Origin of the sequence: Desulfosporosinus lacus DSM 15449, from assembly GCF_900129935.1 — a bacterium.
Taxonomy (GTDB): Bacteria; Bacillota; Desulfitobacteriia; order Desulfitobacteriales; family Desulfitobacteriaceae; genus Desulfosporosinus; species Desulfosporosinus lacus.
Window position 1 is genome coordinate 85,430 of the sequence record NZ_FQXJ01000007.1, and the last position, 16,445, is coordinate 101,874.

The 16,445-nt window shown below is 41.4% G+C and carries 14 protein-coding genes and 2 riboswitches; of the genes, 11 read left to right on the top strand and 3 right to left on the bottom strand.

Annotated features, from left to right (window positions below; all coding sequences use genetic code 11):
• Nucleotides 1-230 precede the first annotated feature (230 nt).
• Complete coding sequence (locus tag BUB11_RS11060) at nt 231-578, bottom strand: glutaredoxin family protein (protein WP_084110252.1); 348 nt, start codon at nt 576-578, stop codon at nt 231-233.
• A gap of 368 nt (nt 579-946) precedes the next feature.
• Nucleotides 947-1,774, bottom strand: a complete 828-nt coding sequence (locus BUB11_RS11065) for a DUF4405 domain-containing protein (protein WP_073029820.1) — start codon at nt 1,772-1,774, stop codon at nt 947-949.
• Nucleotides 1,775-2,109: 335 nt separating this feature from the next.
• Between BUB11_RS11065 and BUB11_RS11070 the strand changes: the two genes are divergently transcribed.
• The 4 genes from BUB11_RS11070 (at nt 2,110) to BUB11_RS11085 (ending at nt 5,801) form a co-directional block, all read left to right on the top strand.
• Nucleotides 2,110-2,772 carry a hypothetical protein gene (locus tag BUB11_RS11070; RefSeq protein ID WP_073029821.1) on the top strand — a complete coding sequence of 221 codons (663 nt, stop codon included), beginning with the start codon at nt 2,110-2,112 and terminating at the stop codon, nt 2,770-2,772.
• Nucleotides 2,773-3,015: 243 nt separating this feature from the next.
• Entirely contained in the window at nt 3,016-3,558 is a 543-nt protein-coding gene (gene hpt / locus BUB11_RS11075; protein WP_073029822.1) for a hypoxanthine phosphoribosyltransferase, read from the top strand.
• A 25-nt stretch (nt 3,559-3,583) separates the two neighbouring features.
• Complete coding sequence (gene guaA, locus BUB11_RS11080) at nt 3,584-5,116, top strand: glutamine-hydrolyzing GMP synthase (RefSeq protein WP_073030017.1); 1,533 nt, start codon at nt 3,584-3,586, stop codon at nt 5,114-5,116.
• A gap of 514 nt (nt 5,117-5,630) precedes the next feature.
• Nucleotides 5,631-5,801 carry an aspartyl-phosphate phosphatase Spo0E family protein gene (locus BUB11_RS11085; RefSeq protein WP_073029823.1) on the top strand — a complete coding sequence of 57 codons (171 nt, stop codon included), beginning with the start codon at nt 5,631-5,633 and terminating at the stop codon, nt 5,799-5,801.
• A 60-nt stretch (nt 5,802-5,861) separates the two neighbouring features.
• On the opposite strand, the gene BUB11_RS11090 is transcribed toward BUB11_RS11085, so the two are convergent.
• On the bottom strand, nt 5,862-8,495 hold the full coding sequence (locus BUB11_RS11090; protein WP_073029824.1) for a calcium-transporting P-type ATPase, PMR1-type: 2,634 nt from the start codon (nt 8,493-8,495) through the stop codon (nt 5,862-5,864).
• A 272-nt stretch (nt 8,496-8,767) separates the two neighbouring features.
• Here BUB11_RS11090 and BUB11_RS11095 point away from each other — a divergent pair, with 272 nt between their 5' ends.
• The 7 genes from BUB11_RS11095 (at nt 8,768) to purC (ending at nt 16,432) form a co-directional block, all read left to right on the top strand.
• Nucleotides 8,768-9,595 (top strand): 3'-5' exonuclease, encoded by an 828-nt coding sequence (locus BUB11_RS11095; RefSeq protein WP_073029825.1) that lies wholly within the window; start codon nt 8,768-8,770, stop codon nt 9,593-9,595.
• A gap of 115 nt (nt 9,596-9,710) precedes the next feature.
• Nucleotides 9,711-9,889, top strand: a riboswitch (cobalamin riboswitch).
• 148 nt (nt 9,890-10,037) lie between these two features.
• Nucleotides 10,038-11,324 carry a phosphomethylpyrimidine synthase ThiC gene (gene thiC, locus BUB11_RS11100; RefSeq protein ID WP_073029826.1) on the top strand — a complete coding sequence of 429 codons (1,287 nt, stop codon included), beginning with the start codon at nt 10,038-10,040 and terminating at the stop codon, nt 11,322-11,324.
• A gap of 111 nt (nt 11,325-11,435) precedes the next feature.
• A complete protein-coding gene (gene bzaB / locus BUB11_RS11105; protein WP_073029827.1) occupies nt 11,436-12,734 on the top strand; it encodes a B12 lower ligand biosynthesis ThiC-like protein BzaB in 1,299 nt (432 codons plus the stop codon).
• Between the two features lie 113 nt (nt 12,735-12,847).
• Nucleotides 12,848-13,048, top strand: coding sequence for a methyltransferase family protein (locus BUB11_RS28275; RefSeq protein WP_084110254.1), 201 nt, complete (start codon nt 12,848-12,850; stop codon nt 13,046-13,048).
• Nucleotides 13,049-13,512: 464 nt separating this feature from the next.
• Nucleotides 13,513-13,614: riboswitch (purine riboswitch) on the top strand.
• A 184-nt stretch (nt 13,615-13,798) separates the two neighbouring features.
• A complete protein-coding gene (gene purE, locus BUB11_RS11120) occupies nt 13,799-14,296 on the top strand; it encodes a 5-(carboxyamino)imidazole ribonucleotide mutase (RefSeq protein ID WP_073029828.1) in 498 nt (165 codons plus the stop codon).
• 14 nt (nt 14,297-14,310) lie between these two features.
• Entirely contained in the window at nt 14,311-15,606 is a 1,296-nt protein-coding gene (gene purB, locus BUB11_RS11125) for an adenylosuccinate lyase (protein WP_073029829.1), read from the top strand.
• Nucleotides 15,607-15,718: 112 nt separating this feature from the next.
• Nucleotides 15,719-16,432, top strand: coding sequence for a phosphoribosylaminoimidazolesuccinocarboxamide synthase (purC, locus tag BUB11_RS11130; protein ID WP_073029830.1), 714 nt, complete (start codon nt 15,719-15,721; stop codon nt 16,430-16,432).
• Nucleotides 16,433-16,445: the final 13 nt, after the last annotated feature.

Genomic DNA, 16,445 nt, shown 5'->3' on the forward strand with positions numbered 1-16,445 from the left:
CGGAGTCCTCTCATGAGTTAACTGAACTTGCGAGAGGACTCTTTCTTAATGGGCTTGGTAACCTATTTATTTTTGGCGAGACAGGGTTCCCCTTATTTCTCAGTGGCCTGAATGGGCGTGGTGGGAGTTTAGCGAAGCACAGTTGTTGCGGAAATGGTACAAAGGAATATAAGCTATTACCTTGTTATGTAAAAACCCGCTGCAATTGAGCGGGTTTTTACATAACAAGGTTAAATTCTCTCCGGCGTAGTATTAAAGCAATACGAACATTTCGGACAAGTTACTTGGAGTGTTCCTTTATTAATAGGAACCCGCATCTTGGCTTGGCATTTCTCGCATTCTATGACCCGATGATCGACTAGCTGTAGAATCCGCGCCTGATCAAAGCCGACAACCAATTCATCACCAATCAGAAAAGAAGGAACTCCGCTGACGTTTCTACGGATTAACTCTGAGCGGGCTTGTTCATCACGGTTGATATCCTTTTCCACAAAATGAATCTTATGCTGCGAAAGAAACTTCTTCGCTGTAAAACAATGCGGTCAGGTTTGTGTGGTGAATATGATGACGTTCTTCATAGCAACTTACTCCTTCCCCATATGCGTATGCTCAACTGAATTCTTATTTGCTTTACACGGTTTTTCCCAGGCAAACCGCTCTAAAACCCGAAGGCCGTGTAGATCCATAGTACTGTAGTGCATGCAGTAAACCGTTGGATCATCTTAGACTTTGGTAGCGTAAACGCATCTGCTTTTCCTTTTGGCTGATAATGCTTAAAGAGAGAATTTCTCTTCACATTCCTGACAAAGCAGATCAAAACTTGGCATGATGGTTCGCCACTACCAAAAAAAGCCTATACCCCTTGTGGGTATATTAAAATTATAAATTGAGTTATCTTGTTTGTCAATCGGCAGTTGGCGCTAACTTGCATCATAGATTCTTTGTATTATGATGATGTGTTGCTATATAGTTCTTGATATGTAATTTTAGCAGACTTAATCTGTCGGTCAGCTTTACCACATTGAGGACTTAACAAAGAACAGTTTTTATGACAGGCTGTACAATGCATATCTCCAAGATAGTCTGTAAGACTCATTGTGTCTCCAACATCAGTGGTAGTTTCCGTATAGACCTGAATATCTGTACTATTTTCTCTTCCTGTTAAAATTGAGGTCGTTTGAGATGAACTAGCTATCTGTGTAGCATATTGGGTAGACTGGCTGTTCACATTGTTCGTCGCGATGGAAATAACTCTGGAATATAAGACAATGACAACCGCGGCAATTGTCCCAAGACGGAGGAATGTTTCTCTGGCATTGCTCGTTCTAAGATTCGCTAATATTCTACGCACTGATTCCATAAGATAGTGCCCGTGCAAGACAATATGAAGTCCGAAGAGTCCTAAACCGAGATAGGCCGACCATGTATGGACCAACACCAATAGTTTACTGCCCAGTGAGGATCCCAGTGATGGAAAAACTACTTGTGAAACGAGTATACCAGTAATGGTTATAGTAGCTATAGTCAGGAACATTGTCACATTTAAAGCATATCTCAGCTTGGCCGATGTCTTTAATTTTCGATTGAATAGGTTCTTTGTGACGTTTTTAACCCATGACCAGTTCAATAGAACATGGCTTGCAAAGAGGGCGAAGATGGATAAGCCTACAATTTCATGGAACACAAGTCCAGTTTCATGCGCAAAAATCAAGGTAACAAACAGGATCGCCATGACAATATCTAACATTATTTTGGTAAGTGATTTGTCGTTCATATGTTCTAGCGCCTTCTTTCTGCAAATCATTAATTATTTTCAAATTGGTATAGTAATGCACGTGTATCTTTACTAATGTTTCCTCCTTCAATCCTCAGTTTCTTTATGTGGTTTTGTACGTCAACATCATTATGAAATACAAGTCTGAAATGAAGCTGATGTTCCGCTGAAAGTTTGCTTAATGACAAACAAGCATGGAATGTATTGTAATTCTTTTCTCTCTGGAAAAGTATTTTGGAAACGTGATTATTAGTTTTTTCACGGGTGTTTCGATGGAATAGGTCAAGCTAAGTACACATATAAGTAGGGTAAGAACTCCGCCAGGGGGGCATGAAATGAAGAAAAGAGGATTATGGTTACTCATCGGAATCAGCATCGTGCTGATGGGGGTATTTCTAGGTCGCTATTTTTGGCAGCCAGAGCCCATTAATTTAGTCACGCACGGCTTAGAACGACTGAACGCAGCGACCTCTTTTCGCTACAGTTTAACCCAGCATCAATGGGTTGAGGGAAAAGATCGCGTACTCACTCAGATTCTAGGAGAAAAGGATGGTGGAAACACTCGAATCTTGGGTCAGCTGGTTGGGAGCGAAGTAGAGATGATCAAAATCGGAGATTCTACGTACAGCAAAGACCCTTTTAGTAAGAAGTGGATTCGGTTTGCGAACGCTCCAGCAGCCCAGGAAGTCTTTCTGGCGGAGCTCAATCCCTTATCTTCGCTTCAAATGAAAGAGCTAGGAGAGGTGATGCTTAGCGGTCAAGAGAAAGTTAATGGTGAAAAAGTATGGGTATGTCAGTTAAAACCTAGTGTACAGAATCAAATGATGGAGGTATTTTGGACAGATTTCCAGTATACGCTTTATATTCGAAAGTCAGATAAGACACTTGTTAAAGCGTCTATTGAAGCGAAAAATAAAGCTAAGTCCGACCCCATGACGATGACACTCGAGTTTAAAGATATTGGTAAGAAAATAGATATTCAGGCACCTGACATCTAAAAGGACAGTTCTATGGTTGAAGAGCAAGCGGTTTACCCAGTTTGGGCATACTGCTTGCATATTTTTTGTACTAGTTCAGGTGAGGGGACACTTGGACATCGCCTGCAAGCGTGGTATTGGCCACTTTTCTAAAATAAATTGCTATTAAGTCATAAAGTGTTTGCACAATGGACAAGCCTCTGGTATAGTTTTGGCATGAGTTTTCTAGAAACGCAGTTTTATAGTATAGTGGAGGTGCCCTGAATGGAAGAATATATTGCAAAGGTGTTAATATCACGAGAAGAATTGAGTAAACGCGTAGCTGAACTGGGCGCAGAAATTACTAGAGATTATGAAGGAAAGAATCTTTTGGTCCTCGGGATCTTAAAGGGTGCCGTACCTTTTATGTCAGACTTAATTCGAGAGATCAAATTGCCGCTAGCTTATGATTTTATGGCATTATCGAGCTATGGTGCATCTACTCAATCATCTGGGGTAGTGAGGATTCTCAAGGATTTAGAGCGCAGTGTCGATGATGTCCATATTTTAATTACTGAAGATATTGTTGATACGGGATTGACATTGAAGTATTTAAAAGCAAATCTGAAAGCGCGGAATCCTTTAAGTGTAAAAGTAGTAACGCTTCTCGATAAAGCCGCACGTCGACAGGCAGATGTCTTTCCGGATTATAATGGATTTTCGATTCCAGATGAATTTGTTGTAGGGTATGGTTTGGATTTTAATGAGGAATATCGTAATTTACCTTATATTGGTGTTTTGAAACAGGAAGCCTATAAATTTATTTAATTAATATGGAATGGTGATGAATGAAGTGACACAGGAAGTCGTTTTGGTTTTAGATTTTGGGGGACAGTACAATCAACTTATTGCTCGCCGTGTACGTGAGGCGCATGTGTATTCTGAAATGATTTCCTATAAAACATCGATTGAGGAAATTAAAGCTCGTCAGCCAAAGGGGATTATCCTCTCTGGCGGTCCGGCAAGTGTCAATCAACCGAACGCTCCTAAAGTAGATCCCGAAATCTATGCTTTGGGGATTCCCATACTTGGGATTTGCTATGGAATGCAGTTAATGACCGTACAATTAGGTGGAAGCGTCGTCCATCCTGTAGCCAGCGAGTATGGAAAAGCGATGCTTACTATTGATAAGGCAACTGATTTATGGCATGGATTAGGTGGAGAACGTCCGTGTTGGATGAGCCACGGTGATTCTGTTCAAACATTGCCTGAGGGCTTTATAGTTGCTGCCCATACCAGTCATACTCCAGTTGCAGCCATGATGAACGAAAAATGTCACTTCTATGGCGTTCAGTTTCATCCTGAAGTTAGGCATACCCCAGATGGGCAAGCGATGCTAGAGAAGTTTCTCTTCGACATTTGTAAATGTGTTGGGGACTGGACGATGGAGTCCTTCATTGAGTTACAAGTTGCTGAGATACGGGCCAAGGTTGGAAGTGGGCGTGTTCTCTGTGCTCTGAGCGGTGGAGTAGACTCCTCAGTTGCTGCTGCCTTAGTACATCGTGCAGTCGGGGATCAATTGACCTGTGTTTTTGTCGACCATGGCTTTATGCGTAAAAATGAGGCAGAACAGGTTAAAAAGGTTTTTACAGAGCAGTTTCAACTTAACTTGGTTTTTGTAGATGCCAGAGAGCGTTTTATGGAAAAGCTTGAAGGGGTTTCCGATCCTGAAACTAAGCGTAAAGCTATTGGCAATGAGTTTATCCGTGTTTTTGAAGTAGAGGCGTCGAAGTTAGGCCAAGTAGATTTCTTGGTTCAGGGAACGCTTTATCCGGACATTGTGGAAAGCGGGACAGAAACCGCAGAAACTATTAAGAGTCATCATAATGTTGGTGGTTTGCCGGAGGACATGCAATTTGAACTTATTGAGCCTTTGCGTATGCTCTTTAAAGACGAAGTACGCGAATTAGGAACTGAACTGGGCATGAGTGAGGAGATTGTCTGGCGTCAACCTTTCCCTGGACCAGGTCTGGCAATCCGCATTCTTGGAGAACTGACCCGTGAGAAGTTAGATATTTTACGGGAAGCGGATGCAATCATTTTAGAAGAGATTCGCCGTTCTGGAATGTATCGTGAATTGTGGCAAAGTTTTGCTGTACTCCCTTCCATCAAAAGCGTCGGTGTTATGGGAGATGGTCGAACCTATGAATATCCCATTATCCTGAGAGCTGTCACCAGCGAGGATGCTATGACAGCAGATTGGGCTAGACTCCCTTATGATCTGCTTCATAACATATCTTCTAGGATTGTGAACGAGGTACAAGGCGTCAATCGTGTCGTTTATGATATTACCTCGAAACCTCCTGGGACGATTGAGTGGGAATAGGGTAAAAGAGGTGTAAATACAGGGGTTGCAAGGGTTTAAGAGGTGTTTGAGTATTTGGCGGGCGTTTATGAATTCTACTCCTTTTTGGGGTAATCATAGACGCCTGTTTTGTGTTCTTTTTTCGCTCATTGTGATTTCTCTAAAAAGAGGAATTGGGTTGTAGTGGCAAGTTAAAGCATCAGTTTCAGACCAAGGGAGCAAAATAAGTTTGATAAGAGAATAGATGTGACATAAATATTAACCTTCAAAAAGGAGAGGGGGAGTTTGAAAGAGGGGGGAACGCTATAGTGGATACGGGTCTGTTAGCCAGCATTCAACATGAAATTCCTCTACTTTGCATTTCGACAGCCAATAAAGTTTAAATAATATTACAGCACATATAAACCTGGAATTTTTGAGGAAAAAATACCATATTACGACAAATGACTACCTATTAATGGGAAATTTATTCTTGCCATTTCATCAGAAAAGCAATAAAATCTTCTTGAGAGATCACATTTCAGGAGGAATCCATGTGGAAAAGAAACTTTTGAAAAGAATTGAGGTATTACGGAAGAGACTCAATAAATTTGCGCTTACTCGAAACCTTGTTGATAGCGAAGTGGTTGAAGTTAGTCAGCAATTAGACAATTTACTTAATCAATACCAAAAGGTTAGCACTTACAAACAGTTAAGCTTTTGGTAAAAGAGGAATATATTATAGAGACACCACAAGAAGGGCTTCTTGCAGGTGTCTCTATCTTTTTTAAACTGTTTTACCACTAATCTTGTTACGGCGTATTGCTTTTATAATTTCGTTGATCACTAAAGGCATAACAGACAGTAGTAGAACAAAGGCCCAGTCCCTTATAGTCAAAGGATAGACTTTAAATACTGAAGCTAATGAAGGTACTGTAATTACAATCACTTGGAGCAAAATCCCGAGTAATATTGAATAGACTAAGTTTTTATTGGTAAAGACACCAAGCTGGAAAATCGATTTATCAGGATGCCTCATATTCAAAGAATGAAACAGTTGAGAGATACTCAAGACCACGAAGGCCATTGTCTGAGCATGCATTAAGGAATCAGGATATAGATTGTTTCCTATTACAAAAGCCGTTAAAGTTAAAAACCCGATTAAAGCACCATTTAAAATCAGCCTTAGACCAGCGCCTTCGGCAAAAAGTGTGGCTTTTGGATCACGGGGTTTTTTATCCATGACTGTGGGATCTCCAGAATCGACACCTAAGGAAAGAGCAGGGAGAGTGTCAGTGACTAGATTGACCCATAAAATATGGATGGGTCTAAGAGGGGAAGCCCAGCCTAATAGAATCGCCAGGAAGAGAGCAACTACTTCTCCTAAATTACAAGATAGTAAAAAGATAATTGATTTTTTTATGTTGTTAAAGATATTACGGCCTTCCTTAATCGCCGAGACAATAGTTGAGAAGTTGTCATCAGTTAGAACAATATCTGCAGCGCCTTTGGCAACATCGGTTCCGGTGATTCCCATGGCCACTCCAATATCTGCAGCTTTCAACGAGGGTGCATCGTTTACTCCGTCCCCAGTCATAGAAACGATGTTTCCCCTAGATCTAATCGCTTTTACAATTGTAACTTTATGTTCTGGAGATACTCGAGCAAAAACTGATAAACCCTCGATTTTATCATTTAACTGATCTTGGGTCAGTTTATCTAGTTCCGAACCTGAGATAACTTCCTCGATATTATTAGAAATACCTAGTTCATTGGCTATGGCGAAGGCTGTATTTTTATGATCTCCTGTAATCATAACAGTTTTTATGCCAGCTTTTTTACAAAGCGCTATAGAGTCTTTGACTTCTAGTCTGGGAGGATCAATCATTCCGACAAGGCCAATAAATGTTAGGTTCTCTTCTATTATCCTACCTTCCTTCGAGGGATCAGCGGCAAGTGACTTATAAGCAGCGCCTAAGACTCTTAAAGCATCATCGGACATTTTGTTTGAGGCTTCAATTATTTTATTCTTAAGTTCTTCGGTTAAAGTTACTGTTTCTCCATTTATGTAAGCGTCAGTTGAGATTTTCAGTAAACTGTCTAAGGCACCTTTGGTGAAGACTATGAATTGATTATTATAGTTATGAACTGTCGTCATTAATTTACGATCCGAATCAAACGGAATTTCATGAACTCTGGGATAGGTTTTCTGCAACAAGTCATTAGAGAGGTCAAATCTTTTGCCGGCTTCTAAGAGGGCAATCTCTGTAGGATCTCCAGTTTTGGCGGTTTCTGAGTAAGTAGAATCATTGCACAAGACTAGATTTTCCAGAAGGAGTCTATGAGCCTCTTTATTTAAGTCAATTGAAGTTATTTCTTCTTGTTCATCGTTAGCAAAGAAGTGGGTAACCGTCATTTTATTTTGAGTAAGAGTTCCGGTTTTGTCAGAGCAAATAACTGAAACTGATCCTAATGTTTCTACTGCAGGGAGTTTTCTAACAATCGCATGTTCTTTGATCAGCCGTTGTACACCCATGGCCAAGACTATAGTGACGATAGCAGGTAACCCTTCAGGAATTGCTGCGACAGCTAAACTAAGAGCAATTAAAAACATTTCATAAAGATCTCGGTCTTGAAGCACCCCTATTAAAAACATGAGGGCACAAATTCCTATGGCTGCAAAGCCCAAGATTTTGCCTAACTCTTCAATCTTTTTTTGAAGAGGAGTTTGCTCATCAGTCGATTCTTCGAGCATGGTGGCAATTTTCCCGATTTGAGTATCCATACCTGTGGCAACAGCGATACCTACTCCACGTCCATAGGTTGCTAAGGTAGACATAAATGCCATGTTTTTCTGATCCCCAAGAGGGGTATCCTCAGCTTCAATAATTAAATTTGCCTGTTTATCAGATGGAACCGATTCGCCGGTAAGGGCCGATTCTTCAATCTGCAGATTGGCTGTTTCTATAAGACGAAGGTCACAGGGAATGTATCTTCCTGCATCGATTATCACTAAATCTCCAGAGACTACTTCTTGAGAAGGAATTTCTTTCGATTCTCCGTCTCTTTTAACTAATGACTTTGGCGTTGAAAGTTTTTTCAAGGCATCGAGGGCTTTTTCTGCCTTAGATTCTTGAATGACACCTACGATAGCATTTATAAGAATCACAATTCCGATGATAACAGCATCGCTGATTTCTCCGATAAAACCCGAAATAAGTGCCGCACCAATTAAAATGTAGATCATGATATTGTTCAATTGAGACAGGAAAATACTAAATAAAGTTTTTGGTTTTTTAGATGTTAACTCATTTAAACCGTGCTTTTCACGTCGCTGGAGCACTTCATTTTCTGATAAACCGGTGGTTAGATTTACTTTGAATTCCTCTAGCACGGCTTCGGTACTCTTATTGAACCACATATTAATCACCTCATGATTAAGTATTCACAGAATGTACAAAAAAAGACCTAGATTTTATACTATTCATTAACTTTCACTAGTATTCGAAAAGAAGCTCGTCTCTTTTTAAAAGTTGGATGTATCGAGCCAAGCTTTGGCATGATTCTTGTTTAAAGCGGCCATAATTCGCGCAATATACTTTGAAATGCAGTTAGAAAAAAATGAGTTGAAACTTGTATGTGCGTTTATCTCTTGGAGGTATTATAATATACAAGTGGTAGAGGAGGTGTAAGATGAACTATATAGTATTTGATCTGGAATTTAATATGTTCTTTAAATTCAAAGAAGGGGATTATGCGAATCCCGCTTTAAAAAGTGAAATCATCCAGATCGGAGCGGTCAAACTAAACGAAAATTTAGAGACTATTAGTGAGTTTAATTCAATCATTAGGCCTGTTATTTATAAGAGAATCAATCCCTATGTTAAGAAAAAAACAAATATCAGTTCAGGTATGGTTGTTAAAGGGAAATCTTTTGGTGAAGCAATTAAAAGCTTTAGTTCTTGGCTTGGAAAGGATTCAGTTTTATGCTCTTGGGGGCAGGACGATATTTTGGGGTTAAGGGATAATTGTTTGTTTTTTGGTTTTGATTCACTGTCATTTGACAAATACATAAATATTCAACAAATCTATATGAAACATGGGGGCCTTTCAAAGCAACCAAGTCTGGAAAGTGCTGTAGAAGGCCTAGAAATTGAAAAAACATCTCCTTTTCATGATGCATTAAGTGATGCATTTTATACTGCGGAGATTTTCAAAGGAGTATTTAATTTATCTCGCAATCTAATCATTAATTGGGAAAAAGTGCAGAGAGAAAACGAGGAAAAGATTAGGGAACTGAAATCCTTATTAGATAAAGTGAGTATATTTTGTCCACAATGTGACGAAGCTCTGAAAAAGACTAGAGAAGTGACTAAAGCAAAAAAATATTTTGCTCATGGTTACTGTGATAAGTGTAACCTCCCTATAAGACACATTTCAAGAATCACTCATAACGGTGATGGGGAGTATAGTATTCTTTCTAAGAATTCAATTTATAAAACGGAAGAAGCATCAGAGTAGGGCTATCTTTATAGTGATAAAATTTTTCGGAATACTTTCAAGGTTACAATAATGAGAACAACAGGGAACTAAAAAACCTTGTAAAATATCCATTTATTGTTTATAATGTGTTTGGAAAATTCAATAACTACAGGTGCCTCATTGTGAGGAGAATAGGGAAGTCGGTGTAAGTCCGGCGCGGTCCCGCCACTGTAAACGGGAAGCAAGAAGCATATTACCACGGGTTAGTTCCCGGAAGGTGCTTCGAAGTGTTGATCCGTAAGCCAGGAGACCTGCCTTGTAGTTAAGCCAAGCCTACCTTGTCGAAGAACCAAGAGTAGTGTGGATGAGATTATGGAAAAGTCTCTAGTCACTTTGTGATTAGAGACTTTTTTTATTTATTTTCACTACAGATTGTTCTTTTCAAGGAATGAGTCAACCTAGAAAGGAGAGATTGTAAGTTTTGACGTTAATGGAAATGGCCCAAAAGGGTCAGGAAACCCCGTTGTTTACCTTTGTAGCCCGCAACGAACAAATGAATGTCCAACTACTTATGGAACGGGTTGCTGCCGGACGAATTGTTATTCCCTATAACGGTCATCACAAGCCCCAAATGCCTCAAGGGTTTGGGCTGGGCCTAAGTACCAAGGTTAGTGCAAGTATTGGCTTGGCCGCAGACGAGGATAGTCTAACGGATGAACTATTTAAAGTGGATGAGGCCATCAGGGCAGGAACTAATGCCATCATGGATTTGAGTACAGCGGGAAATATGGACGAAGCAAGGCGGACAATTATAAAAAGAGTACCGTTACCTTTAGGTACACTACCGGTGTATCAGGCTTTTGCTGAGGCTGTATGTACTAAGGGTTCAGCTTTAGCACTTGAGCCAGAAGACTTTTTTAAGGTTATGGAACGCCAAGCTGCCGATGGAGTTGATTTTATGGCCTTACACAGCGCCCTGCACTCTGGTTTATTTAAAACGGCCAAGGCAGATCAGCGAGTTCTGAATCTAGTTAGTCGAGGTGGGTCCTTGTTGATGGGCTGGATGCTCTATCATGGTAAGGACAACTTTTTGTATACCATGTTCGACCGCATCCTTGAAATCGCCCAAAAATACGAAGTTACTTTAAGTTTAGCTGATGCAATGAGACCGGGTGCAGGAGCTGATTCATTATGTCGTTCTCAAGCTGAAGAGCTCGTCGTTTTGGGCGAGCTGGTAAAGCGCAGCAGACAAGCGGGGGTTCAAATCATGATTAAGGGACCTGGTCACACTCCACCTAATCAAATTGCGACAACTGTTAAATTGGAAAAACAAGTATGTCAAGGTGCTCCGTATTTTGTCTTCGGACCGGTATCGACGGATGTAGCCCCAGGATATGACGAAATTACGGCTGCTATCGGAGGAGCGATGGCTGGTGCTGCTGGAGCGGATATTCTTTGCTATGTTACACCCGCAGAACATATAGGTTATCCCGATGCGCAGGATGTCTATCGGGGAGTAGTGGCTGCACGTATTGCTGCTCATGTGGCTGATCTGGCAAAAGGGTACCCAGGAGCAGTAAATTGGGACCTTGAAATGAGTCAAGCACGTCGGGAGCAGAATATAGAAGCCCAGAAAACGTTAGCCTTAGATCGAGAAAGGCTTACGGATTTCCAATTGAGCGAAAAACCTTTCTGCAAAAAATGTAAAAACGGTTGTGCCATGGCTGTAGCAGGTGAGTTCTTTCAAGAACTGCCGTGGGAGTGCTGACAAAAGTCAGTTGTCAGAGGCCGGTGGTCAGATTGTAAATTTATTTCAATAGAAGATGAAGTTTCCGTCATGGCTAAATTAAAAGCTTAATTAAGAAATGGAGAGATTAGAATGACACAATTAATTAAAGCGAGACAAGGAATTATTACGCCTGAGGTAGAGAGATTAGCAAAGGTAGAAGGGCTTAGGGTAGAAGAGTTATGTGAGAAGGTTGCTCAAGGTCGGGCAGTGATCTTAAAGAACAAACAACGTAAGAACTCAGTTGCAATCGCCATAGGGGAAGGACTCCGTACTAAAGTAAATGCTAATATCGGGACGTCACCGGACTGTGTGGATTTTTCCGATGAGCTGCATAAAATAAAGGTTGCCGTTACGGCTGGAGCGGATTCCATTATGGAACTAAGTATTGGCGGAGATGTGGATGCTTTCCACCGTCAGGTGCTGGATACTTTTACATTACCTGTCGGCTCTGTCCCCACCTACCAAACAGGCATGGAAAGTATTGCTAAGCATGGAAGCGTTGTCGGTATGACGGCTGAGGATATGTTCGAAATGATTGTACGTCAGGCAGAACGTGGAATTGATTTTATGGCAATTCATGCTGCTTTAAACATGTCTATCGTTGAAAGGTTAAAAAATCAAGGGCGAATCACAGATATTGTTAGTCGCGGCGGAGCCTTTTTAACGGGTTGGATGTTTCACCATGAGCAAGAGAATCCACTCTACACACAATTTGATCGCGTACTAGAGATTTGTAAAAAATATGATGTAACTCTAAGTGTTGGAGATGCAATCCGACCTGGTTGTATCGAAGATTCTCTGGACCGGGCCCAGGTCCAAGGGTTGATTGTGGCTGGGGAATTGGTACAACGGGCTCTGGCGGCTGGAGTCCAAGTGATGGTAGAAGGTCCAGGCCATGTACCTGTGGATCAGATCCCCGCAACGATCTTGCTCCAAAAACAACTTTGCCATCATGTTCCTTACTATATACTTGGCAATTTGGTCACGGATATTGCACCGGGCTATGACCATATCACTGGAGCCATCGGAGCTACAGCGGCTGCTATGGCAGGGGCAAACTTCATTTGCTATGTTACACCAGCTGAACATCTGCGCTTACCAACCGCTGAAGACGTTCATGCAGGAGTAATTGCTACACGCATTGCCACTCATGCTGCAGATATTGTTAATGGTGTTAAGGGTGCGCGGGAATGGGACTTAGCCATGGCTCATGCTCGTAAAGCCTTAGATTGGAACAAACAAATCGAATTATCAATCGATCCACCAACAGCTCGACGGATTCGAGGAGAGCGTAATGAGGAGGGAGCAGAAGCTTGTTCGATGTGCGGTGGTTTCTGTGCTATGAAATTAGTTGGGGAACACTTAGGGAAAACGGGAGGAACTTGCTAGCAGTATAAGCAAACATAATTAATTTTTAAAAATGCGTAGCAAGGTGGAGATGCTACTGATGTATTTAGGCTGAGCTGCAGCTTTTCTAGAAATCCCGAGGGGAGGTAATAAAGATGGGACTAGCACATTTTCTTCGATATAATCCCCATGAAGTAGGGTCTCAGTATTTGGAAGACTTGGCAACTGGGTACTGGTTTTCCGAGGTGTTATTTACAGGTGTTGAACTGGACGTCTTTACGTTTTTGGAGTGTAGAGGTATGACGACTCATGAAATTGCTGGAGCACTGGATATGCCGCCTATTGGTTGGGGGTGATTTCTTCAAGCCCTTTGTGTTATAGGACTCGTAGTTTATGATTCAGGTCGTTATTATAATACCAAACTTGCGAGCGCTATCTTGTCCCAGGTAAATCTAAATTTGTTTGAACGGGCTGGGTGTGAATGTTTTTCCTTCTCCCCTGATGGTTTGTGTCAAGAATTATGGATGTCTTAGGCAAAAACCTTAGTGAGGATGATCATATAACCTTCGTAAGTAAAATCAATGATTTGAAAAAAACTAAGATAAGGGCCGTAACGAAACTTTAGTTTCGTTACGGCCCTCTGATATTTACAAAGATCTTACAAATTAGATGTCTTTCTATATTTGGAGGGGGTGATCCCAATTCTTCGTTTAAAAACATGATCTTGATCTATCGGACACTAGTCGAACGTTTACTTAGGAATTTAAATTAATGTTCGATTTTCTATTGACCTTATTGATACCTTCTTGTAAAATAAACTTATGAAAATTTCATACGTGTTCATATAACCGCGGAGATATGGTCCGCAAGTTTCTACCAGGCCGCCGTAAATGGTCTGACTATGAGCGAAAGTGTACCTAGGGCAAATGTATTTGTATTATTTCTTTGTCCGAGTGGTACAGGTTTGATTGCGAAATCAAATTACACCGAAGGGATAAAAGCCCAGGCGGGTAGGTTTCACTCTGTTTTAATGGGGGTGTAATCTGCCTGGCCTGGTTTTTTTAATATTGTTTTTAGGAAAATGTAAGGAGAGAGGGGAAACTTAAATGAGCCAGATTGGGGTTATTATGGGAAGTGATTCGGATTACAAGGTCATGGAGGAATCCGTCAAAGTTCTTCGTGAGTTTGAACTTGATTTTGACGTCAAAATTTCTTCTGCGCATAGGACTTTAGAGAGAACCGTCGACTGGGTAAAAGCATTTGAAGCCCAAGGCGGTAAACTAATCATCGCAGCGGCAGGGTTGGCCGCCCATTTGCCGGGGGTTGTAGCAGGAGCAACAACTCTACCAGTGATTGGTGTTCCGCTAAGCAGTGGCGCCATGGAGGGTATTGATGCTCTTTACTCCATAGTGCAAATGCCCCCGGGAATTCCGGTAGCAACCGTAGGCATTGGTGCGGCACGCAATGCAGCCTTGCTTGCGGTACAGTTTCTAGCCGTTGAGGATAAACCCCTGAGTATAAAGGTTAAAAACTATCGAGCTCAGATGATGAAAGATATTGAAGAGAAGGACGAAGCACTGCAAAAAAGATTAAGTCAAGGTTAAAGGAGAATGTAAGCATGATTGAACGCTATACCCTTCCTCAAATGGGTGGGATTTGGACAGACGAGCATCGCCTCGAACTATGGCTGAAAATTGAAATTGCCGCTTGCGAAGGATGGGCCAAGCTAGGAAAAATTCCGAATGAAGCTGTCGAAGTTATTCGGAAGAAGGCTTCCTTCTCTTGGGAAAGGGTGCAAGCGATTGAAGAAGTGACCCAACATGATGTGTTGGCGTTTTTGACCAATGTAGCAGAAAATGTGGGAGATGAAGCAAAACATATTCATCTCGGCCTTACTTCCTCTGATGTCCTTGATACGGCACTCTCCCTGCAATTAGTGGAAGCGTCTGATATTTTGTTGGCTAAGCTAGAGGGATTGGAAGCGGTTCTGAACCGCAGAGCGATTGAACATCGGGACACCTTGATGATGGGACGCACACATGGAATTCACGCAGAACCAATTACCTTAGGATTGAAGTTTGCATTGTGGTACGATGAAATTAGACGTCAAAAAAAGCGCTTAGTTTTCGCTCGAGAGGAAATAAGGGTAGGGAAAATTTCTGGTGCGGTAGGGACCTTCGCCAATGTAGATCCTCAAGTTGAAGCGCATGTTTGCCAAGTGCTTGGTTTAGAGCCGGCTATGATTTCTACCCAAATCCTTCAACGTGACCGACATGCCTTTTTCATGACAACCCTTGCTGGGATTGCAAGTTCACTTGATAAAATGGCAACTGAGCTTCGCAACTTACAACGAACTGATGTTCATGAGGTGGAAGAAGCTTTTGGAAAAGGGCAGAAAGGTTCCTCGGCTATGCCTCACAAGAAAAACCCGATTACTCCTGAACGTATCTGCGGCATGGCCAGGGTTATTCGTGCCAATGCTCAAGTAGCACTGGAAAACGTTGCCTTATGGCATGAGAGAGATATATCACATTCTTCTGCGGAACGAATGATCTTACCGGATAGCACAATTGCTTTAGACTATATGCTTCATAAGATGACACAGCTTATAGATCGGCTAGAAGTATTCCCAGAACAAATGAAGTTGAATATCGACAAAGGATTTGGCTTGATTTTTTCTCAACGAGTTATGTTAGCCTTGGTTGATAAGGGTGTCAGTCGGGAGATGGCATATTCCTTGGTTCAACGCAATGCTATGGAAGCTTGGAATACTAAAGAGCAATTTCAGAACTTAATTAGCAGAGACTCCGATATTCGAGATTATTTAGATGAAAAAGAAATAAGCGACCTGTTTGATTATGCTTATCATACAAAGCATGTAGCAGATATTTTTCAGCGTTTAGAACTCGTTTAGGTGAATAAAAACAGTTGAACGGAAGTGAACTCGCTCAACTAAAGATGAAATGCTTAAATACTTGCAACAGATACTTGGCATACTTCACCAAATATGAAAGGGGTTATACTTAATGGAAAAGTTAGAATTACGATACGAGGGAAAAGCTAAGAGAGTGTATGACACTGATCAAAATGAATATTTCTGGGTAGCCTATAAAGATGATGCCACTGCCTTCAACGGGGAGAAAAAAGGACAAATCGTGGATAAGGGATTGGTCAATAACCAGTTATCAGCACTGTTCTTTGAGGAAATTGAAAAAGCGGGTATTCTAACCCATTATGTTAAATTGTTAAGCGATCGGGATATGCTTGTACATCGTTTAGAAATGATTCCACTCGAAGTTGTTGTGCGCAACATTGTGGCCGGAAGTCTGTCAAAGCGTCTTGGAGTAGAGGAAGGTTTTGTACTTTCACGCCCGGTTGTAGAATTATATTATAAAGATGATGCGTTGGGGGACCCGATGGTTAATGAATCTCACGTCGAGGCGATGGGCTGGGCGAGTATGGATGTTGCGCGAGAAATTCAAGCCATGGGCTTAAAAGTCAACTCGATTTTACAGTCTATCTTAGTAAAAGCGGGTATCGAATTGATCGACTTTAAACTGGAATTCGGAGTGCGTGATGGAAAAGTTTATCTTGGCGATGAGATTTCTCCAGACACTTGCCGTTATTGGGATATTGAAACACGCGAAAAGCTGGACAAGGATCGCTTCCGACGTGATTTGGGAAAAGTCGAAGAAGCGTATCAAGAAGTCTATCGCAGGGTTAAGGCGGTCCTTGCATAGACCCTTAAGCAAG

Coding starts and splice junctions, on each gene's coding strand:
- bzaB (WP_073029827.1), top strand. CDS start 11,436: ATGACACAATTAATTAAAGCGAGACAAGGAATTATTACGCCTGAGGTA.
- purC (WP_073029830.1), top strand. CDS start 15,719: ATGGAAAAGTTAGAATTACGATACGAGGGAAAAGCTAAGAGAGTGTAT.
- BUB11_RS28275 (WP_084110254.1), top strand. CDS start 12,848: ATGGGACTAGCACATTTTCTTCGATATAATCCCCATGAAGTAGGGTCT.
- BUB11_RS11095 (WP_073029825.1), top strand. CDS start 8,768: ATGAACTATATAGTATTTGATCTGGAATTTAATATGTTCTTTAAATTC.
- BUB11_RS11065 (WP_073029820.1), bottom strand. CDS start 1,774: ATGAACGACAAATCACTTACCAAAATAATGTTAGATATTGTCATGGCG.
- hpt (WP_073029822.1), top strand. CDS start 3,016: ATGGAAGAATATATTGCAAAGGTGTTAATATCACGAGAAGAATTGAGT.
- purB (WP_073029829.1), top strand. CDS start 14,311: ATGATTGAACGCTATACCCTTCCTCAAATGGGTGGGATTTGGACAGAC.
- BUB11_RS11090 (WP_073029824.1), bottom strand. CDS start 8,495: ATGTGGTTCAATAAGAGTACCGAAGCCGTGCTAGAGGAATTCAAAGTA.
- purE (WP_073029828.1), top strand. CDS start 13,799: ATGAGCCAGATTGGGGTTATTATGGGAAGTGATTCGGATTACAAGGTC.
- BUB11_RS11070 (WP_073029821.1), top strand. CDS start 2,110: ATGAAGAAAAGAGGATTATGGTTACTCATCGGAATCAGCATCGTGCTG.